The organism is Chryseobacterium jejuense (genome assembly GCF_017877355.1).
Taxonomy (GTDB): Bacteria; Bacteroidota; Bacteroidia; order Flavobacteriales; family Weeksellaceae; genus Chryseobacterium; species Chryseobacterium jejuense_A.
Genome location: NZ_JAGIPR010000015.1, coordinates 87,384 through 107,045, shown reverse-complemented (window position 1 = coordinate 107,045; position 19,662 = coordinate 87,384). Strand labels below are relative to the sequence as shown.

Annotated in this window: 19 protein-coding genes; 3 read left to right on the top strand and 16 right to left on the bottom strand. The window is 36.1% G+C overall.

Features of this window, described 5'->3' with window-relative positions:
• The first annotated feature begins 551 nt into the window (after window positions 1-551).
• The 3 genes from J2772_RS22225 to J2772_RS22215 all read left to right on the top strand — a co-directional run bounded on the left by J2772_RS22225 (window position 552) and on the right by J2772_RS22215 (window position 5,033).
• On the top strand, window positions 552-2,294 hold the full coding sequence (locus J2772_RS22225; RefSeq protein ID WP_209920683.1) for a T9SS type A sorting domain-containing protein: 1,743 nt from the start codon (window positions 552-554) through the stop codon (window positions 2,292-2,294).
• A gap of 133 nt (window positions 2,295-2,427) precedes the next feature.
• The gene (locus J2772_RS22220; RefSeq protein ID WP_209920680.1) at window positions 2,428-4,164 is read left to right on the top strand and encodes a T9SS type A sorting domain-containing protein; all 1,737 of its coding nucleotides are present in this window, start codon (window positions 2,428-2,430) and stop codon (window positions 4,162-4,164) included.
• 266 nt (window positions 4,165-4,430) lie between these two features.
• Complete coding sequence (locus J2772_RS22215) at window positions 4,431-5,033, top strand: outer membrane beta-barrel protein (RefSeq protein WP_209920677.1); 603 nt, start codon at window positions 4,431-4,433, stop codon at window positions 5,031-5,033.
• 69 nt (window positions 5,034-5,102) lie between these two features.
• Here the strand turns inward: J2772_RS22215 and J2772_RS22210 are convergent, their stop codons facing one another.
• From J2772_RS22210 to asnB, 16 genes are all read right to left on the bottom strand, one after another.
• Window positions 5,103-6,050, bottom strand: a complete 948-nt coding sequence (locus J2772_RS22210) for a transketolase family protein (RefSeq protein ID WP_123859220.1) — start codon at window positions 6,048-6,050, stop codon at window positions 5,103-5,105.
• A gap of 41 nt (window positions 6,051-6,091) precedes the next feature.
• The gene (locus J2772_RS22205; RefSeq protein ID WP_317194528.1) at window positions 6,092-6,946 is read right to left on the bottom strand and encodes a transketolase; all 855 of its coding nucleotides are present in this window, start codon (window positions 6,944-6,946) and stop codon (window positions 6,092-6,094) included.
• 107 nt (window positions 6,947-7,053) lie between these two features.
• Window positions 7,054-7,572 carry a hypothetical protein gene (locus tag J2772_RS22200; protein WP_209920671.1) on the bottom strand — a complete coding sequence of 173 codons (519 nt, stop codon included), beginning with the start codon at window positions 7,570-7,572 and terminating at the stop codon, window positions 7,054-7,056.
• A gap of 27 nt (window positions 7,573-7,599) precedes the next feature.
• Window positions 7,600-8,289, bottom strand: a complete 690-nt coding sequence (locus tag J2772_RS22195; protein WP_209920668.1) for an SGNH/GDSL hydrolase family protein — start codon at window positions 8,287-8,289, stop codon at window positions 7,600-7,602.
• Window positions 8,290-8,315: 26 nt separating this feature from the next.
• A complete protein-coding gene (locus tag J2772_RS22190) occupies window positions 8,316-9,875 on the bottom strand; it encodes a sodium:solute symporter (protein WP_209920667.1) in 1,560 nt (519 codons plus the stop codon).
• A gap of 588 nt (window positions 9,876-10,463) precedes the next feature.
• Entirely contained in the window at window positions 10,464-10,751 is a 288-nt protein-coding gene (locus J2772_RS22185; RefSeq protein WP_209920664.1) for a GNAT family N-acetyltransferase, read from the bottom strand.
• Between the two features lie 3 nt (window positions 10,752-10,754).
• The gene (locus J2772_RS22180) at window positions 10,755-11,150 is read right to left on the bottom strand and encodes an OsmC family protein (RefSeq protein ID WP_209920661.1); all 396 of its coding nucleotides are present in this window, start codon (window positions 11,148-11,150) and stop codon (window positions 10,755-10,757) included.
• Window positions 11,150-11,368, bottom strand: a complete 219-nt coding sequence (locus J2772_RS22175) for a (4Fe-4S)-binding protein (protein ID WP_066699640.1) — start codon at window positions 11,366-11,368, stop codon at window positions 11,150-11,152. Before J2772_RS22175 ends, J2772_RS22180 begins: the two co-directional genes overlap by 1 nt.
• A 1-nt stretch (window position 11,369) precedes the next feature.
• Window positions 11,370-11,948 (bottom strand): TMEM175 family protein, encoded by a 579-nt coding sequence (locus J2772_RS22170; protein ID WP_209920659.1) that lies wholly within the window; start codon window positions 11,946-11,948, stop codon window positions 11,370-11,372.
• Window positions 11,941-12,480: an NADPH-dependent FMN reductase gene (locus tag J2772_RS22165; protein ID WP_209920656.1), complete on the bottom strand. Its 540-nt coding sequence runs from the start codon at window positions 12,478-12,480 to the stop codon at window positions 11,941-11,943. The genes J2772_RS22170 and J2772_RS22165 overlap by 8 nt, the downstream gene beginning before the upstream one ends.
• A 19-nt stretch (window positions 12,481-12,499) precedes the next feature.
• A complete protein-coding gene (locus tag J2772_RS22160; RefSeq protein ID WP_209920653.1) occupies window positions 12,500-13,399 on the bottom strand; it encodes a pirin family protein in 900 nt (299 codons plus the stop codon).
• A gap of 48 nt (window positions 13,400-13,447) precedes the next feature.
• Window positions 13,448-13,759: a GNAT family N-acetyltransferase gene (locus J2772_RS22155; RefSeq protein WP_209920650.1), complete on the bottom strand. Its 312-nt coding sequence runs from the start codon at window positions 13,757-13,759 to the stop codon at window positions 13,448-13,450.
• A gap of 227 nt (window positions 13,760-13,986) precedes the next feature.
• Complete coding sequence (locus tag J2772_RS22150) at window positions 13,987-14,862, bottom strand: pirin family protein (RefSeq protein WP_209920647.1); 876 nt, start codon at window positions 14,860-14,862, stop codon at window positions 13,987-13,989.
• Window positions 14,863-14,986: 124 nt separating this feature from the next.
• Window positions 14,987-16,390 carry an MFS transporter gene (locus tag J2772_RS22145; RefSeq protein WP_209920644.1) on the bottom strand — a complete coding sequence of 468 codons (1,404 nt, stop codon included), beginning with the start codon at window positions 16,388-16,390 and terminating at the stop codon, window positions 14,987-14,989.
• Window positions 16,391-16,531: 141 nt separating this feature from the next.
• Window positions 16,532-17,374 (bottom strand): hypothetical protein, encoded by an 843-nt coding sequence (locus J2772_RS22140; protein ID WP_245365299.1) that lies wholly within the window; start codon window positions 17,372-17,374, stop codon window positions 16,532-16,534.
• A 300-nt stretch (window positions 17,375-17,674) separates the two neighbouring features.
• Window positions 17,675-19,342, bottom strand: a complete 1,668-nt coding sequence (asnB, locus tag J2772_RS22135; RefSeq protein WP_209920641.1) for an asparagine synthase B — start codon at window positions 19,340-19,342, stop codon at window positions 17,675-17,677.
• Window positions 19,343-19,662 lie beyond the last annotated feature (320 nt).

Below are 19,662 nucleotides of genomic sequence, written 5' to 3'. Positions count from 1 at the left end.
AAAAAATGACTTTAAGTTAAATTTAGTATTCTTTATTATTTGTAAAATTGTAATATTTCATTTAATTAATTCAATGAAATTCATTTATTGTTGATATTTTTTTATTAATATTTTTTTTATATATTTGATATGGTAAAGTTGAATAAGTTTGTTTTACTTTAGATGTTACACCAAAAACTATGACTATGAGAATCAATAATTTTTTACCTTTTTTCTCATTTCTATAAGAGAGTCACTATTGAATGGATTGTACCTGGCTGTTTAATAGGTTTATTTTACCCTTAATTTTAAAAATAATTAACCTAAAAAAATACTTAATACAATGATTAAAAAAGTTAATTATTACGCGTGGTGTTAGTTGTTTTTTTAATCAATTTGTGTACAGGTAGGTATTAGAATTGAAATTACCAGAAAGTTTTCAATGTAGCCGATTTAAAACATGTTCTTTCCAGATGGTAGGATAATGCTTGTATCTTATTTTTATTTCACTCAGAATTTATATTTAAAATTTGAGTGAAAAAGCAAAAACTAAAACCCAAAATCTTTATAGTATGAAAAATTATTTATTAGCAGTTGGTATCCTTAGAAAGGCAATGCTGCTACCTTTATTGGTGTTCATTACGAACACGCTGGTATATGCACAAAAGGTGTATGCAAGCAGCCAGACTTATCAAATTTCTGAATCTTGTGATGAATGTTTTGTCAAAAACCCAGAAAATGCAGTCGGGCCCGATGAAAACAATTATGCTTTAATATCCTTGAAAATGCTGGACCTTGGTGGGAAAATTGAGCAAACCCTGATTTTCCCTTCAGTAACAACTAACAACAAAGTTGTGATAGGTTTTAAGTTCAATATATTTTTCTCTTTGGATGGAGTTTTTGTAGAAACCTTTAACGGAAATATTTCAAATAATGATTCTATTGCTGTCGGCAACATCTTTATTCAAGATATTTCCCTTAACAACATTGGGAAAGGAACTATAGAATTTTCAACCAACAAACCTTATGACCGAATTGTATTAAGGTATGAACCTGGGCTATATACTCAGCGTAATTATATACTCTATTATGCTTATCAGATTGAGAAACCACCAATATCAATACCAGCCAGTGAACAGCAAGTTTATGTAAGCAGCCAGAGTTCTCAAACTTCTGGAATTTGCGTTCTTTGTTCCGTTCAAAACGCAGAAAATGCAGTTGGGCCTGATGAGAACAATTACGCGCTCATGAATATTCCATTGGGGGCGCTTGCGAGTGTTGAGCAAAGACTGTCTTTTCCTTTGGTAAAAACAAACTCAAAAGTGGTCATCGGTATTGGCACCAACCAGGTTGGCTTATCGGTACAATTGCTGGGAGGCGTTTCTGTGGAAACCTTTAATGGCAACGTTTCAAACAATGATTTTAAGATTGTTAACAATGAAATCCTTAAAATCGGAGCCACAGATTCCACTAAGGGGAGGATAGAAATTACCACCACCAAACCTTACGATCGGGTTGTATTGAAGCTTAGCTCTGCAGTAGGTCTTAATGGAGGACTTAGGGTCTATTACGCTTATCAGCTTGATAGAGTGTATGCAAGTAGTGAAACCCATAAGCTTCCTCAGGGTTGTAACTGTTCAATCCAGAATCCGCAGAATGCTGTAGGTCCGAATGAAATCAATTTCTCTAAATTGATCCAGAACATCAATGAGAATGCTGAGACCGTAGCTAGTCAATCCCTTCGCTTCCCTGGCGTTAAAACCTATACTAAGCTTGTGATTGGTATTAGCAGTGACAGTAAACCTATTGCCCAGGTATTTAATAATGAGGTTAACATCGTTGTATTCGGAGCTTCTGGTCCTACATATCTTTCTGGTGGACTAAAAACAGATCCTCAAAACCCTAATAAAGGGACCATAGAATTTATAACTTCCGAACCATATACAAGTGTTGATTTTGCTATGAAACAAACTTTATATGCTACACATGATTTAAACATCCATTATGCTTATCAGGAAAATGTTTATAATCCTGCAGCGGTAACTTCTGGCAATGCTATGAAAACTGTGCCTGCAGAAAAAGTCTTAACCTTATTTCCTAATCCTACCAGGGGACAGGTTACCTTACAGGGAAATATCGATTTTACAGATGCCGATATTTTCATCAACAATACTTTCGGGAAAGAAGTGTTCCGTTCAAAATTCAGGGCTAAAACCATTGATTTGCCGGCAACATTACCCGGAGGCGTCTATATGCTCAGTGTGCAAACCAAAGATAAGGAAACCTATACGCATAAGATTATTCTGACAAGGTAAGCTTAATGATACCTAGAAAAATAGGATTAAAAAAAGCTTTTAAAATGTAACACTAAGGCAATTCATGTAGAGGCTATAGCTCCTGTTATAGTCTCTATTTTTCAAAAAAACTAACCCCCAAAATCTTTATAGTATGAAAAAATATTTATTAGCAGGCTGTATCCTTAAAAGAGCAATACTGTTATCTTTATTGATGTTCATTACGAACACGCTGGTATATGCAGAAAAGGTGTATGCAAGCAGCCAGGCTTATCAAATTTTTGGATCTTGTCTTGGGTGTTCTGTCACAAGTCCAGAAAATGCAGTCGGGTCCTATGAAGACGATTATGCTGTGATATACATGGATGAGATGGAGCCTGGTAATAAAATTGAGCAAACCCTGATTTTCCCTTCGGTAATAACTAACGGCAAAGTTGTCATAGGTTTTCAAATTGAGGATATTTTAACTTTGGATAGAGTTTTTGTGGAAACCTTTAACGGAAATATTTCCAATAATGATTCTAAGGTTGTGAGGAACATCTTTATTCCAATTCTTTCCCCTAACAGCATTGGGAAAGGAACTATAGAATTTTCAACTAACAAACCTTATGACCGAATTGTATTAAGGTATGAATCTGGACCAGATACTCCGCATAATTATGCACTCTATTATGCTTATCAGATTGAGATACCACCCATACCCATCAGTGAACAGCAAGTTTATGTAAGCAGCCAGAGTTCGCAAACTTCTGGAATTTGCGTTCTTTGCTCTGTTCAAAACGCGGAAAATGTGGTTGGGTCTGATGAGAACAGTTACGCGTTCATGAATATTCCACTGGGAGCGCTTGCGAGTGTTGAGCAAAGACTGTCTTTTCCTTCGGTAAAAACAAACTCAAAAGTGGTCATCGGTATTGGCACCAATCAGGTTGGCTTATCGGTACAATTGCTGGGAGGCGTTTCTGTGGAAACCTTTAACGGAAACGTTTCAAACAATGATTTTAAGATTGTTAACAATGAAATCCTTAAAATCGGAGCCACGGATCCCAGTAGGGGGACGATAGAAATTACCACCACCAAACCTTACGACCGGGTTGTATTGAAGCTTAGCTCTGCAGTAGGTCTTAATGGAGGACTTCGGGTGTATTACGCCTATCAGCTTAATAGAGTCTATGCAAGTAATGAAACTCATGAACTTCCTGAAGGTTGTAAATGTTCAATCCAGAATCCTCAAAATGCTGTAGGTCCCAATGAAATCGATTTCTCTAAATTGATCCAGAATATCAATGAGAATCCTCGTAAAGTAGTTAGTCAATCCCTTCACTTCCCTGGTGCTAAAACCTATACAAAGCTTGTGATTGGTATTAGCAGTAACAGTAAACCTATTGTTCAGGTATTTGATAATGAGGTTGAAATTGTTACAACCGGTGTTTCTGGTCCTACATATCTTTCTGGTGGACTAAAAACAGATCCTCAAAACCCTAATAAAGGGACCATAGAATTTATAACTTTTGAACCATATACAAGTGTTGGTTTTACTATGAAACAAACTTTATATGCTACACATGATTTAAACATCCATTATGCCTACCAGGAAAATGTTTATAATCCTGCAGCGGCAACTTCTGCCCATGCAATGAAAACTGTGCCTGCAGAAAAAGTCTTAACCTTATTTCCTAATCCTACCAGGGGACAGGTTACCTTACAGGGAAATATCGATTTTACAGATGCCGATATTTTCATCAACAATACTTTCGGGAAAGAAGTGTTCCGTTCAAAATTCAGGGCTAAAACCATTGATTTGCCGGCAACATTACCCGGAGGCGTCTATATGCTCAGTGTGCAAACCAAAGATAAGGAAACCTATACGCATAAGATTATCCTGACAAGATAAGCTTAATGATACATAGAAAAATATGATTAAAAAAAGCTTTTAAAATGTAACACTAAGGCAATTCATGCAGAGGCTATAGCTCCGGCTATAGTCTCTATTTTTACATGAGATTTTTGAATACCCGTTATTTACAAATGTATTACAGGTATTGTTAATAATGTTTCAAATTTTTAAGCAATTATACTCTCTGTTTTGTTAATTTTTATTTAACTAATTTTATGATTTGACATGCTAGTTGTTAATAAAAGATTAAAATTCAAAAAAGTATGAAAAAAATCTTAGTGATGGCTGCCATTGCAGCATTTGGAGTGGTAAGTGCTCAGAAAAATACCTTGCTAGTAGGTGGAAACATTGGGTATAGTAATAACAACAACAAATTCATGGGTAACAAAGTTTCCAGTACTGAAGCGTTTACCTTTACTCCAACGGTAGGTTATCAGTTCCACAAAAACTGGACAGTAGGGATCAATTTTGTTATTACTTCCGGGAAACAAGAGGAAGGTTCCAATAACAATGCCTCTAGTATAAAAACAAATGAGTTTGCTATTGGCCCATTCGTTCGTTATGCAGTTCCTTTAGGTGATATTTTTGCTGTTTATGGAGACTTAGGTGCTGGTTACCAATATCAAAACCTGAAAACAACGACCTTGGGCTCTACCAGTGAAGTGAAAGCTAATGGGTTTTATACCAACTTTACCCCTGCATTGTTCATCAACTTCAAAAATGGATTTGGATTAAACTTCAATATTGGTGGGATTAAATACAGTCATTTAAAGGCAGATGGCATTGATGCTACCAATAGTAATTTTGAATTTTCTTTCGGAAAAGAGATTGGAGTAGGAATCTCTAAAAACTTTGGATTGAAATAATTTTTTTAACAATAAAAACAAAGCCGTCTCACTGAGACGGCTTTTATCTTATCATTTGAAAATACTTTATTAGTTCGCTAAAATTCTTTTTACAGCTTCTTTTACAGCTTCAGCATCAATCTTATACTTCTTCATCAATTCAGCAGGTGTTGCAGATTCTCCGAAAGTATCATTTACCGCTACGAATTCCTGTCTTGTAGGTCTTTTTCTTGCAAGCATTCCTGCAACAGACTCTCCTAAACCACCAAGGTAGTTATGCTCTTCAGCAGTAACGATCTTTCCTGTTTTTTCAACAGATTTTAAAATGATCTCTTCGTCTAAAGGTTTAATAGTGTGGATGTTGATCACTTCACAAGAAATTCCTTCTTTTTCAAGCTCGTCAGCAGCTACAAGAGACTCCCATACAAGGTGTCCTGTTGCAACAATTGTTACATCAGTACCTTCCTGAAGCATAATTCCTTTTCCGATTTCGAAAGGCATATCTTCAGGGATAAATACAGGAACAGTTGGTCTACCGAATCTTAAATATACAGGACCTTCAAAATCAGCAATAGCAAGAGTAGCCGCTTTTGTCTGGTTGTAGTCACATGGGTTGATTACAGTCATTCCAGGAAGCATTTTCATCATCCCGATATCTTCCAATACCTGGTGAGTAGCTCCATCTTCTCCTAATGTAAGACCTGCGTGAGATGCACAGATTTTCACATTTTTTCCAGAATAAGCAATAGACTGACGGATCTGGTCATATACTCTTGAAGTAGAGAAGTTAGCGAAAGTTCCTGTGAAAGGAATTTTTCCAGTGATGCTAAGACCTGCAGCAATACCCATCATATTAGCTTCTGCAATACCTACCTGAATGAATCTTTCAGGAGCTTTTTCAATGAATTTCTCCATTTTTAAAGATCCGATAAGGTCTGCACAAAGTGCTACTACATTAGGATTTTTGTCAGCAAGCTCAGCTAATCCGGCTCCGAATCCTGAACGCGTGTCCTTTTTTTCTGTATATGTATATTTCATTTTTATTTTTATTAATCGAGATGTTAACTGATGGTTAGATATTAGTAGTCAGCAGGAGCTTCCAGGTACAATTGTTTGAATGCAGTATCCAATTGCTCATCATTAGGAGCTTTACCATGCCAAGCGTGAGATCCCATCATGAAATCTACTCCAGCACCCATTTCTGTGTGAAGGATAATGGCTACAGGTTTTCCTTTTCCTGTTTCAGCTTTTGCTCTTTCAAGAATACCGATTACAGCTTCAAGATCGTTACCATTCTTTTCTTCTAAAACAATCCATCCGAAAGCTTCAAGTTTAGCATGAAGATTTCCAAGGCTTAATACATCATCTGTATCGCCGTCAATCTGGCGTCCGTTGTAGTCGATAGTAGAAATGATGTTATCTACTTTTTTAGCCGCAGCAAACATCAGTGCTTCCCAGATCTGACCTTCCTGAAGTTCACCATCTCCGTGAAGAGTGTAAACAAGAGATTGATCTCCGTCCATTTTTTTACCTAAAGCAGCTCCTAAAGCTACAGAAAGACCTTGTCCTAAAGAACCTGAAGCAATTCTGATTCCTGGAAGACCTTCGTGAGTAGTAGGGTGCCCCTGTAATCTTGAATCAAGCTTTCTGAAAGTACTCAATTCCTCTACCGGAAAGAAGTTGAATCTTGCCAAAGTAGAGTAGTACACAGGAGAAATGTGCCCGTTTGATAGATAAAAATGATCTTCATTCTTGCCTTCCATCGTAAAAGGAAGATGATAGTTCATCACCTTTCCGTAAAGTGCTGTAAAGTACTCTGTACAGCCTAAGCTTCCTCCCGGGTGTCCTGAATTTACAGCGTGAACCATTCTTAAAATGTCTCTTCTGATCTGTGTAGTAAGAGATTTTAACTCTTCAATACTTTTACTCATTATATCTGATTTATTTGCACGCGAATTTACAATTTTTTACCGGCTTATGGAAATGCAAAAATCCGGATTTTTATATCCGGATTTTGGTCGATTTGAATATTCTCCTGCTTTTAGCAGCCTTCGTTGATGTAAACTGTAACTTCTGTAACAATATTATTAACAAATTTAAATGTTAACTGTGTTCCGGCATCATAGTCCTCAATATTAAAGTATCCCGCATCTTTAATGCGTTTACCATTGTCATCAACCTCCGGACGAACACTAAATATAGGATAGTTTTTGTAAGCATTGATAAGTTCATCTCTGGTACTTCCCACACCCATTCCGCTTTTGGTTCTGAATTTTTTACTGGTGGTTGTCATTCCTGCGATTGTAACGGCATCAGGTTTTGCATCGCCACCATAGCCTTGGAAGATTTCAATATTGATAAGCTCTCCATTGTATTTCACCCCATTTTTTTGTTCCCCATCAGAAATTTTCAGTTTAGTCCCTGAAATTTTTTCAACCTCACTTTTTTCCATAAAGATTTTGTAAGGCCCTATTCTCAACGTGGACAATTCAAAATTTTCCTGAGCCGCCAAAGAACCGAACGTTAACACAAAGATGAAAAATGAAATAATTTTTCTCATAATTAATAAATATATTTTTTGAAATTTTTATTTTTTTCTTAATGTTTTATTGATTGCATTTTTAATCATTGGTTCCATGATTGCATACCCTGCAGGAACCGGATGGATGCCATCTTTTGAAAGTCCTTCGCGCATCCCGCCTTTTGCATCACGCATCGCAGTATTATAATCTACAAACATGAGTCTGTTATTGTTCGCATACTGCTTTAATCTGTTGTTTAGGGCATCTACTTTTTGGGGGGCGTCCGTTATTTCTTTACGCCATGGAAATGCAGCAGCGGGTAATACGGAAGCAATGATTACTTTAATTCCGTTGTTTTGAGCAATATCAGCCATAGCTTTGATATTATTAAAAGTAAAATCAGCATCATAAATGCCTGTATTCTGAGCAATATCATTAGTTCCTGCATTAATGATCACCAGCTTAGGTTTTAAAGCGATAACATCATTCTGAAAGCGTAACAACATCTGTGACGTAGTTTGTCCGCTGATTCCTCTGCCCGTATAATTGTTTTCAGAGAAAAACTCCGGATGACTCTTTACCCAGCCTTCTGTAATGGAATTGCCCATAAAGACAACATCCACATTTTTCTTTGAATTTAAAATGCTTGTATTTTCATCTTTATACCTTGTAAGATTGGCAAAATCAATAGCATTCTGTGCGTTTGCAGATGTACCTGCAAACAAGCTGAAGGCCAGAAAAACGAATAATTTCATTACTGATATTTTGGGGTTATTATGGATTAAACGATTCTTAAATGCTGCTTATCCTTCACCATCCATAATCCAATAAAGGTCAATAATCCATTAAGAACAATCAGCTCCACACCAATTCTGTAATCCGTATAAGAAGTAACTGCAAAATTGATTAAATAAGTGATGATAGGGGCTAGAATTGTTACCATAAGAATAGAGTACTTTTTGGAAATCTGAAACTTAGTGAAAATCCCGAAAGCAAAAAGTCCTAATAGAGGTCCATACGTATATCCTGCAATTTCCATAATCAGGTATACAATAGATTTGTCATTCAGTGCTTTGAACACCATGATTAGGATGAAAAACATAACAGTGAATGTTAAATGCACTTTCATACGAAGTCTTTTCTTTTCTTTTTCAGTTTTGGTTTTATCTTCGTTAAGGTTTAACAAATCTACACAATACGAGCTTGTTACCGCTGTTAATGCTCCATCCGCAGAAGGGAATAACGCTGAAATCAATCCGATGATGAAAATAACGGAAATGGCCATTGGGAAATACCCATTAAGAGATAAAGCAGGGAAAAGATCATCTCCCATGATATTCTTGATGTTTCCTGCAGCATCTTTGAACCCGAAGATATTGCTCACAGGATCAGTTCCCGTAGTTCCGTATTCTGCACCATGCTGTAAGGCGAAAAGATAAAGTAATCCTCCTAAAAATAAGAAAGCAAGATTAACTAACAGAAGGGTTCCTGCGAAAGTTAGCATGTTTTTCTTTGAGTTTTTAAGATTGTCTACAGAGATATTTTTCTGCATCATTTCCTGGTCCAGTCCGGTCATGGCAATGGTAATGAAGATTCCACCCAGAATGGTCTTTAGGAAAAATGTCTTGGAGTTAGGATCAAAATTGATGAAGTGAGTATAATTTTTCTGCCCCAAAATCGTGTATGCTTCACCAAAAGACAGATTTAGATTGGATAGAATATAGACAATACAAGCCACTAAACTGATAATCATGAAAGAAGTCTGCAATGTATCTGTAATCACAATGGTTTTTACGCCCCCTTCAAAAGTATAGAGAAGAACCATTAGCAAAAGAATCATGGAAGTTACCCAAAATGGAACTCCCAGTCCTTCAAGAAGGAAAATCTGCAACACATTTACCACCAGATATAATCTTGCTGTAGCACCAATAGCTCTTGAAATAATAAAGAATATGGATCCGATTTTATGCGCTTCCACATTGAATCTTTTCCCCAAATACGTATATATGGAAGTAAGATTCATCTTATAATACAGTGGCAAAAGGATGGCTGCAACAATAAAATATCCTATAAAGAAGCCAATTACCATCATGTAATATTCAAAACCACCATAAATATATTCGGAGCCGGTCATTTTGCCAACAGTTCCCGGAACTGAAATAAAGGTAACCCCACTTAAGCTGGTCCCTATCATTCCGAATGCAACGAGCCACCATTTACTTTTTTTATTACCGATAAAGAAGGACTGGTTGTCAGAATTCCGGCTGGTGAAATAAGAGATCACCAAAAGGCCGATGAAGTAGATAAAGACAAACAGCAAAAGGATAGTTCCTGGATTCATGCTTAGATTTTAAATTTTAGCAAATATATAAAAAAGAACCATCGTGAATCGTGAATTTAGTTCAGAGACAATTTTTATACAATTACTTTTTGAAAGAGATCTAAGCTCGGGATAAAACCTATATTTTTCAGAAAGGTTTGAAGCTGGAAGTTATGGAGCTCATAAAAGCAATTATTCTCTATACTTTTCACCATTTTAAATTTTTGGTAATTATATACAATTTTACACTAATGCGGTTATCTTATTATTATGATTCTGTCATTCTGAATGTAACGAAGTGAAATGAAGAATCTAAGCCATATTATGAGATTCTTCCTTTGTCAGAAATCGAAGATTCGACGTAGTCAATGACAGTGGTGTAAAATTGTATATAGTCACCAAATTGTTTATAGTGATAACGAGTGGCAGTTCGCTTCATCAAATCGATTGAAAATCGATTCTTTCTTAGCTCCCTTAAAAATAATCCGTGCTGTAAATAAAAACTTTGCGTTAAGAAAGAGCCTAAGCGTTAAAAATAAAAATATATGCATGAAAAAAACCTTCCAGATCTGCTCTGAAAGGTTTGTATTGTAAGGGTGGAAACAGTGATTAATTCACTAAAACATCCTGCAATTCCTCACTCTTTTGGAAACTGGCTTTAGCAAAGGGACAAAGAGGAATGATTTTCTTCCCGTCCTTTCTTGCAAAATTTACAGCAGCCAAAAGCATTTCCTTACCTACACCTTTTCCGTTGTAGGCTTCTTCCACCTCCGTGTGGTCTATAATAAATCTTTCTTCTCCTGCCCAGGTATACGTCATCATTCCTGCGCGTTTTCCATCTATGAAAGCTTCAAAACTTCCGTGTTTCTCGTCGTTGTTTTGTTTTACTTCGATCATGTTTTATGAGAATTTAGTTAGTATTTCTATATCGTTGGTTAATATTTTATGTACGGGACAGGCATCAGCAATGGTATGTAGTCTTTTCAACTGTTCATCATCCAAAACTCCATCAAAGCTGATATCTCTTTTGAAGATCGCTTTTTTTGTCAAGGGATAATTTTCAAGTTCTACTTCTACATGGATGTTTTCCACATCCCATTCCTTCCTTTCTATGTACATTCTTAGGGTTGCTGCAGTACAGCTTGCCAAAGAAGTAGCCAGAATTTCCATGGGATTGAAACCTTTGTTCTGTCCGCCTTTATCTATAGGTTCATCGGTAATGATTGTATTTTCTCCCGCTGTTACCTCTGTATAATATTTTGTTTTTCCTAAACTTGCTTTTACCGTTACTGCCATTATTTTCCAGTATTGAATTTATAACTTAATGCTCCAGATGGGCATTGATCTATCTGATTTTTTAATTCTTCAGGGGTTGCATTTTCTGCTTTTATCCAGGGTCTGTCTTTTGGATTGTAGACTTTGGGAAGCAATTTTACACATACAGCCGAGTGGATACACTTTTGAGGCTGCCAGATGACAGTGATGTCGCCGTTAGGATATTCGTGTGTTTCCATATTAATTGTCTTTTAATGATTTTTCGATTCTTTGGTCCGGAATCAGCCATATAAGAGCCACTATATAATAAAAACCTATGGCAATATAAGGATAAAAAAATGAAGTAGCGATTCCTAAAATATAAAAAATAATAGATATATTCTCCTTATACTTTGCGTGTATAGCCTCCTTCAGCTTTGAGTTTTCACCTTCACATCGGATAATAACATTCTCCAGAATGCTGTAGGCAATTGCACATAATACGAGGACAATACCATAGGTTGCTACAGGGTTTTCTGCAAAACCGGTAGTGCCAATCCATTCTGTAGCAATAGGCATCATGGAAAGCCAGAATAATAAATGAAGATTGGCCCAGAGAATACCTCCGTTTACCTTTTTCACCGCCTGAAATAGGTGATGATGGTTATTCCAGTAAATACCTACATAAATGAAACTGAAAATATAAGCTAAAAATTTAGGTAGAAGCGCTTTGAGACTGGCCCAGCTGCCTCCTTCAGGTACTTTCAGTTCAAGAACCATGATCGTAATAATGATCGCCAGAACCCCATCACTGAAAGCTTCTAGTCTTCCTTTAGTCATTGTTTTTTATTAGATTTTTAAAATTTTCAATCTTTGTTTTCAGTTCACCGAGCATCTCAGGATTAATCACTCCACTTTCAAGATCAAAATTCTCATAGAATTTCGGCAATGAAAAAGTATCCTTGATGTCTGCAGCAAATTGAGGGAAGAATGTCTTGGCTGTATTCATAACGTTTCCGCCGCCATACCCTCCGGGAGAAGTACTCATAAGGAGCATCGGCTTGTTTTGAAACACCTTCACATTAATCCTTGATGCCCAATCAAAAACGTTTTTAAAAGCGGCACTGTAAGATCTGTTGTGTTCTGCAAGAGAACAAATGATAACATCACATTCTTCAATGACCTTTAAAAAATGGTGAGCTTCATCCGGAAACCCTTTCTTTTCAAGATCCACAGAGAAAACAGGCATTGTGAAGTCATTCAGGTCAATGAGGTTGATCTCTTCTTCCTGAAAATCCTTTAAAACAAACTTTACCAGTTCTCTGTTAATAGAAGTAGAGGAGCTGCTTCCTGCAAATGCTAATATTTTCATGGTTTTCTGTTTGGGGAGATTATTTTCTGTTTAAAATCGCTTTGGGTAGCGGTACATATTCTTGTTCATCACCCGGAACCAAAGGAAATGCATCATGATTCTGATCATTCCAGTTTACTTTAGCCTGATTGATTATTTCCTTGTCAGAATTCACAAAGTTCCAGAAGATAAAACGTTCTTCATCAAAAGGCTCTCCTCCGAAAAGATAAACTGTACCGTTTTCGCTCATATCAAACTCACAAAGCTTGGTATCTTTCGCGATCATCAGTTGTTTTGATCCATAAGAGTTCCCTTCAGTAGTTACCGTTCCATCCAGAACATACATGGCAGATTCTCCATAAAGATCTTTTCCAATGCTTATTTTCTTAGGTTCTTTGGTTTTGATTTCGATGAAAAATAATTTACTGTGTACAGGAACTGGAGAGATTTTTCCGAATGCTTCTCCGGCAATTAATTTATATTGAATCCCATCTTCCTCCCAAACCGGAATTTCATCCGCTTCAATATGATGGAAAGTAGGTTCAGATTGTTCAAGATGTTTGGGAAGACCTACCCAGATCTGGAATCCGTGAAGTCTCTTGTCGCTGTGTCTTAAATATTCAGGAGTTCTTTCAGAATGTACCACTCCTTTTCCGGCCGTCATCCAGTTAACAGCACCGGGTTTGATCTCAAGAGCGCTTCCAATACTGTCTCTGTGAAAAATAGAGCCTTCAAGCAGATAAGTCAATGTAGATAATCCGATATGTGGATGTGGTGGCACGTCAAGATTTTGATAATCCTTTAATTCTGAAGGTCCCATATGGTCGATAAAAACAAAAGGCCCCACCGCTCTTTTTTCACGGAACGGAAGAAGTCTTCCTACCAGGAAGTTCCCGATGTCTGCTGCTTTTTCTTCGATGATAAGTCCAATATTTGACATAATGATGTAATGCTTTTAATGTTAGTTTAAATAAATGTTGATGAAAATTTACAGCTTATCGTATCCGTCAAACTTTTCATCTACAATACGTTTCCACTCCGGATGCTTTTTGATAAAGGCAAAAACGTATGGACAGAACGGAAGAAGTTTTTTACCGCTTTCTTCAATATAGTGTAATGTTTTTTCCACAACAGCAGATGCCGCTCCTGTTCCTCCAAGTTCCGGATCAGCTTCAGTGTGTATTAAAGCAATCTGGTGTGTGGTTTCGCGATAATCAATGAAGGCATAATGTCCATTAACTTCTATTTGAAATCTTTTTTCGGTTTTTACAAGAGGTATGTTTTCAAATTCAGGTTTCATAATTTTTGTATTAAAAGTTTATTAGAGGTCTTTGGTAAAGAAATTAATATTTTTTATGAGATAAAAATTGTTGAGAAAACAAACCTTATAGATTTCAATAACCTATAAGGTTTATATCCTCAAATATTCCTTGGCATTAATCTTTTACACTTTACCCCGATTAATGATATATAAAGTTAGTAAAAAAAGAGCTCATTTAAGATTAAGGAAAATTTAATTCTATCCTTTTAATCTTCAAGATATCCGAATTTTCCGGTATTGAAATCCTCAAAAGCCTGCATGATTTCCTCTCTGGTATTCATCACAAAAGGTCCATGAGGAAAGATTGGCTCATTAATAGGTTCTCCACTGATGATTAAAACAACCGAATCTTCCTGTGCTTCTATGGTGAAGTTTTCTCCTTCATTTTTAAATAATGCAAAATGATCTGATTTAACATGCTCTTCCCCATTGATGGTAATATTCCCTTCAATAACCAAAGCGGCAGTATTGAAATGGGCAGGAAAATTAAATTCTGCTTTACCACCGGTTTTAAGCTTTGCATTCATCATGTTAACAGGGGTGAAAGTAAACGCAGGACCTTTGTGTCCATCAAATTCTCCCGCAATAACTTCTACATATCCATTTTCACCAAGATCAACTTTTTCCATCTTAGAATTTTCAATCGCCTGGTATTTTGGATTACTCATTTTATCTTTTGCCGGAAGATTTACCCAAAGCTGAACCATTTGAAAGATTCCTCCTTCTTTAGCCCATTCGGTTTCATGATATTCTTTATGAAGAACTCCTTTGGCAGCTGTCATCCACTGTACATCACCTTCTCCGATAATGCCGCCGCCGCCTGCACTGTCATGATGCTCTACTTTACCGCTATAGGCTATGGTTACTGTTTCAAAACCTCTGTGTGGATGAACTCCTACACCTCTTGGTCTGTCAGAACCATTGAAATGAAATTTTGAATTATAATCAAGCATAATGAACGGATCCATTCTCTTCATATCTAATCCATGTACGCCCGGAATAAAATTATGAACTCTAAAACCATCACCTACAAAGTGAGCAGGTCTTGGAGATACTACCATTTCTACTTTTTTAGTTGCCATAATATTGTTGATTTTATGTAAACAAAATTACCATACTTAAAAGGCTGATGCATTGATCTGTGATAAGTTCGTATGGGAGTAGAAAGGGAGTATGTAAAGAGGTTGAAAAAGCTGTAATCTTTACTTATTCATCTTTCGATTTCATATTCTTTCCATCTGAAATATGCAGTCTTCTAAATACGAATCCTGATAAGATGGTTAATATTCCTACGGTAAGAAAGGTGTATCTGAATGCATTGTGAGTTTCACCCTGGATGAGGTCTGAACCTTCAAATAATTTTAAAACAATCAGTCCGAAAGCAATTCCAAAGCCAATAGCGAGCTGTTGGTTAACAGATATTAAAGAATTTCCACTGCTGGTCTGGAAATTTCGGAGATCTGCAATGGAAATGGTATTCATAGATGTGAACTGGATAGAGTTGAAAAATCCAAGTACTGCAATAATGGGAACAAACCAATATAATGAAGTATGGATATCAGGAATAGCCAGCATACAGATCAAGGTTCCGATGATAAAAGTGTTGAGCATTAATGTTTGTCGATATCCATATTTATCCAGAATTTTGATAACAGATGATTTTCCGAATATAGCAGTCAGAGCCATCGGAGCAATAATCCATCCCGAAGTTACGGCAGACTGTTTATAAGCAATCTGAATCATCAGTGGAAGAAGCAAAGGAACAGAACTAATTCCTAATCTTGTTGCCAGATTTCCTACAATGCCCACACGGAAAGTCCTCACCTGAAAAAGGTTTAAAGGAAAAATAGGATGGCCTCCTTTTTTGGCGTGTTTATAATAATAGTAAAGAAACAGGAACCCAAGGATAAATACAATGAGAACCGGAGAGATATTCTGCATATCTCCGAACAGCTCCAGTGAAATAGAGAGCAGGAGAGAGGCTGCAGCGAAAATTAAAAAACCTTTTAAATCAAAATCTACATCATCAGATTTATAATCAGGCATGAATTTTAATCCTAAAATAATCCCTAAAAAACCAATAGGAATATTAATTAAGAATATCCAGTGCCATGAAAGATAATCTACCATATAACCTCCTACCAACGGACCGAGAACAGGCCCGATAAGAGCAGGGATAATCGCGAAGTTCATGGCTTTCAGTAATTCACTCTTATCAAAGGTTTTAATGAGTGCCAGTTTTCCGACTGGTGTCATCAAACTTCCTCCAACGCCCTGGATGACTCTTGAAATAACAAGATGGGTAAGGTTTTGGGATAATGAACAGAATAAAGAACCTAAACTGAATAATATCAATGAGAAAATAAATACTTTCTTGGTTCCGAAACGGTCTGCCAAAAATCCACTTGCCGGCATAAAAACGGCCAATGTCAATACATAACTGATAATGGCGTTCTGCATATTCAGCGGAGACTCGTGAAGATCCTTGGCTATGGATGGGAGAGAAGTATTCAGGATGGTTGAATCCAGCATTTGCATAAAAATAGCAGTAGCCAGAATCAGGGGAAGAATTTTCTTTATGGATGTCTGTTGAGGGTTTGTTTCTGTCATTTTGTATAGGCTGGAATAATCAAAAATGTCCAGACTTATTTTATTTGAAGAAAAGTGCTTGCTTTAAGCAATTTGATTCTTAGATAAAGAAATCCATATAAAATTAAAAAAGTCCTGCGAAATATCACAGGACTTTTTGATTTATTTTTTAGGTTTTTCTACTCCTTTCCATTCGTCACCAGCTTTTCTATACTGGCTCAAAGTGAAATTTTTGAAATCCTTTGTTTTATATTCAATATTATCGGTATTCTGCTCGAAAGGCATGATGTAATAATATTCTACGTCTGTTTTATCAGATTTGTTCCCCTTTTTTACAGTCGGAACATATTTTGAAAATTTATAGCTTGGAAGATACTGTCTTAATCTTGTGTAGAAGGATTTGTCCTCTTTTTCATTAGGAATAATATCTACAATATTAAGATCATCTTTTTTCTTATCCACCCAAAGATAATACGTTTTTTCCTCTCCTAAATTTCTGTTGAAAGAATTGAAGGCAAACAATTCCTTAGGAACCAGCTCTTTGATCTTTTCAGGATCTACCTTAGTGTAGAATTGTCCTTTTGATGGATCTACGTAAGTCTCAAGGTTGTACATTAATACAGAATTGTTTTCAAAGTTTTTATTTTTGAAGTATTGATTTAAAGATAATTCTGCAGTAGCTCTAAGCTCTTTATCTCTTTTATCCAGTTTTTTTGAAGGATTCTGAGGGTTTACTTTTTTTACAAATTCATACAGCACTACAGGCTTTATATCCTTAAGGTGAGGATAGGTTTTAAGCTGCTCAGCTTTTACCAGCCAGTAAAACTGTTGATAATAGTCATCCTTATCAGCATCTTTCACGCTTTTATAAGCTAAAGCAAGCTTTTTTGAGTTCAGATATTTGCCATATTTTCCCTGTCCAAAAGCAAAACTGATGGATAATAAGGCAAATAAAACAGTAAGGTTTCTTCTCATTTTTTTATAATTGATATTTTCGTTTTCCAAATATAATTATTTATTAGATATTATTTTTGATTGTCAGTTAAATTATGCCATATTGTTATAGTTAATTCAAAAAATAATCCCGTATTGCTACAGGATTAATAAATTATTATGATGAAAGTTAAAAACAAGAGGGAAAAGTATGTTGTTTTTAACGGTAAATATCAATAGTGAATTTTGCCTTGCAAGTGAATCGTGAATGGATTTAGCATCACGATACCTTTAAACCTCAAACCTTAAACTTTGAGCATCTAAAATTCACCATTCTCCCTCACTCTAAAACCTTCTCACTCTCAAAATCAACTAATACGAAGTTTCGTGTACCTTAACTGATCTTCCACTTGGATCATTCATCTTTTTGAAAGCTTCATCCCATTCCAGGGCGATAGGAGTGGAGCAGGCTACAGATGGAACAGATGGAACAGTAGCCGCTGCAGTTTCACTAGGGAAGTGCTCTTCAAAAATAGTTCTGTATCGGTATTCTTCCTTGTTTTGAGGGGTGTTTAGCGGGAACCTGAATCTTGCGTTAGTCATCATCTCATCTGTAACTTCTTTCTCAGCAACTTCTTTTAGAGTATCAATCCATGAATATCCTACACCATCTGAAAACTGTTCTTTTTGTCTCCATGCAATAGAGGCAGGAAGGAGATCTTCAAAAGCTTTTCTTAATACCCATTTTTCAATTTTTCCTTCAGATACATTAATCATTTTATCTTTTGGATTAAGCATCATGGCAATATCCATAAATTCTTTGTCTAGAAAAGGAACCCTTCCTTCTATTCCCCAGCTCATTAAAGCTTTGTTAGCTCTCAGACAGTCGTATAGGTGAAGTTTTCCAAGTTTTCTTACCGTTTCATCATGGAATTCTTTAGCGTTAGGAGCTTTATGGAAATATAAATACCCACCGAATAATTCATCAGAACCTTCTCCTGACAATACCATTTTAATACCCATTGATTTGATCACTCTTGCTAAAAGATACATCGGGGTAGAAGCTCTGATGGTTGTTACATCATAAGTTTCCAAATGATAAATTACATCACGTACCGCATCCAATCCTTCCTGAACCGTAAAGTTAACCTCATGGTGTACAGATCCGATATGTTCCGCTGCTTTTTGTGCTGCAGCTAAATCAGGAGATCCTACAAGACCTACAGCAAAACTGTGTAATCTTGGATACCATGCTTCCTGAGTATCACCGCTTTCAATTCTTTGTCTGGCAAATTTTGCAGTTATTGCTGAAATAACAGAAGAATCTAATCCACCGGAAAGCAATACTCCGTAAGGTACATCACTCATCAGCTGTCTGTGAACAGCATCTTCAAGGCCTTTTCTCAATTTGGAAATATCCGTTTCGTTCTCTTTTACGTGGTCAAAGCTTTCCCATTCTCTGGTATACCATTGCTGAAGCTCAGCTCCGTCTTTGCTGTATACCAAATGTCCCGGTAAGAATGTTTCAATGGTTTTGCATATGCCTTCCAAAGCTTTTAATTCAGAAGCTACATAATAGTTTCCGTTTTTATCCCATCCCTGATACAATGGGCAGATTCCCATGTGGTCACGGGCAATGAGATACACGTCATTTTCTGTATCGTATAATGAAAATGCGAAAATCCCGTTCAGTTTTTCAACAAAGTCTTTTCCATATTTTCTGTAAAGCGCCAGAATAACCTCACAGTCGGATTGAGTCTGGAACTCATAATCGGTAAATTCTTCTTTTAATTCTCTATGGTTGTAGATTTCACCGTTTACGGCTAACACTACTTTTCCGTCTTTAGTAAATAAAGGTTGCTTTCCGGATGTTGGATCTACAATGGCAAGTCTTTCATGAGAGAAAACTACTTTTTCATCCTGAAAAACTCCACTCCAATCCGGTCCTCTATGACGGATCTTTTTTGACATTTCCAAAACCTGAGGCCTTAATGTCTCGGTTTTCTGCTTGGCGTCAAATAAACATACAATTCCACACATATTTTTATTATTTATGTGACAAAAGTAAAGGTGATGTTTATAAATGACAATTAAAATTTCAAATAAATTAAAATTTTCAATTAATTAATTTATTTGAAAGAAAAATATTAACTATTTAAGAGAATTGTGATGTTTTTGATTAATTTTTTTCGTTAGGTTAAAATACATGTAACCTCTATACAAAATAAAAATGACATATTTCTTAATATATGGTAATTTATTATGCGAATTTTAGTCCTTACTTTGTGGCTCGAAATAATTTTTTTTCATCATTTGTGTTTTTACCTTCTTGCAATTCTCATGCAAGAAGGTTTTGTTTT

What these genes read in the sequence shown, in the direction of transcription:
- J2772_RS22180 (WP_209920661.1), bottom strand. Translation starts at nt 11,150, where the DNA reads ATGGCAGTAACGGTAAAAGCAAGTTTAGGAAAAACAAAATATTATACA.
- J2772_RS22225 (WP_209920683.1), top strand. Translation starts at nt 552, where the DNA reads ATGAAAAATTATTTATTAGCAGTTGGTATCCTTAGAAAGGCAATGCTG.
- J2772_RS22200 (WP_209920671.1), bottom strand. Translation starts at nt 7,572, where the DNA reads ATGAGAAAAATTATTTCATTTTTCATCTTTGTGTTAACGTTCGGTTCT.
- J2772_RS22145 (WP_209920644.1), bottom strand. Translation starts at nt 16,390, where the DNA reads ATGACAGAAACAAACCCTCAACAGACATCCATAAAGAAAATTCTTCCC.
- J2772_RS22150 (WP_209920647.1), bottom strand. Translation starts at nt 14,862, where the DNA reads ATGGCAACTAAAAAAGTAGAAATGGTAGTATCTCCAAGACCTGCTCAC.
- J2772_RS22155 (WP_209920650.1), bottom strand. Translation starts at nt 13,759, where the DNA reads ATGAAACCTGAATTTGAAAACATACCTCTTGTAAAAACCGAAAAAAGA.
- J2772_RS22185 (WP_209920664.1), bottom strand. Translation starts at nt 10,751, where the DNA reads ATGATCGAAGTAAAACAAAACAACGACGAGAAACACGGAAGTTTTGAA.
- J2772_RS22195 (WP_209920668.1), bottom strand. Translation starts at nt 8,289, where the DNA reads ATGAAATTATTCGTTTTTCTGGCCTTCAGCTTGTTTGCAGGTACATCT.
- J2772_RS22160 (WP_209920653.1), bottom strand. Translation starts at nt 13,399, where the DNA reads ATGTCAAATATTGGACTTATCATCGAAGAAAAAGCAGCAGACATCGGG.
- J2772_RS22210 (WP_123859220.1), bottom strand. Translation starts at nt 6,050, where the DNA reads ATGAAATATACATATACAGAAAAAAAGGACACGCGTTCAGGATTCGGA.
- J2772_RS22175 (WP_066699640.1), bottom strand. Translation starts at nt 11,368, where the DNA reads ATGGAAACACACGAATATCCTAACGGCGACATCACTGTCATCTGGCAG.
- asnB (WP_209920641.1), bottom strand. Translation starts at nt 19,342, where the DNA reads ATGTGTGGAATTGTATGTTTATTTGACGCCAAGCAGAAAACCGAGACA.
- J2772_RS22190 (WP_209920667.1), bottom strand. Translation starts at nt 9,875, where the DNA reads ATGAATCCAGGAACTATCCTTTTGCTGTTTGTCTTTATCTACTTCATC.
- J2772_RS22215 (WP_209920677.1), top strand. Translation starts at nt 4,431, where the DNA reads ATGAAAAAAATCTTAGTGATGGCTGCCATTGCAGCATTTGGAGTGGTA.
- J2772_RS22220 (WP_209920680.1), top strand. Translation starts at nt 2,428, where the DNA reads ATGAAAAAATATTTATTAGCAGGCTGTATCCTTAAAAGAGCAATACTG.
- J2772_RS22170 (WP_209920659.1), bottom strand. Translation starts at nt 11,948, where the DNA reads ATGACTAAAGGAAGACTAGAAGCTTTCAGTGATGGGGTTCTGGCGATC.
- J2772_RS22165 (WP_209920656.1), bottom strand. Translation starts at nt 12,480, where the DNA reads ATGAAAATATTAGCATTTGCAGGAAGCAGCTCCTCTACTTCTATTAAC.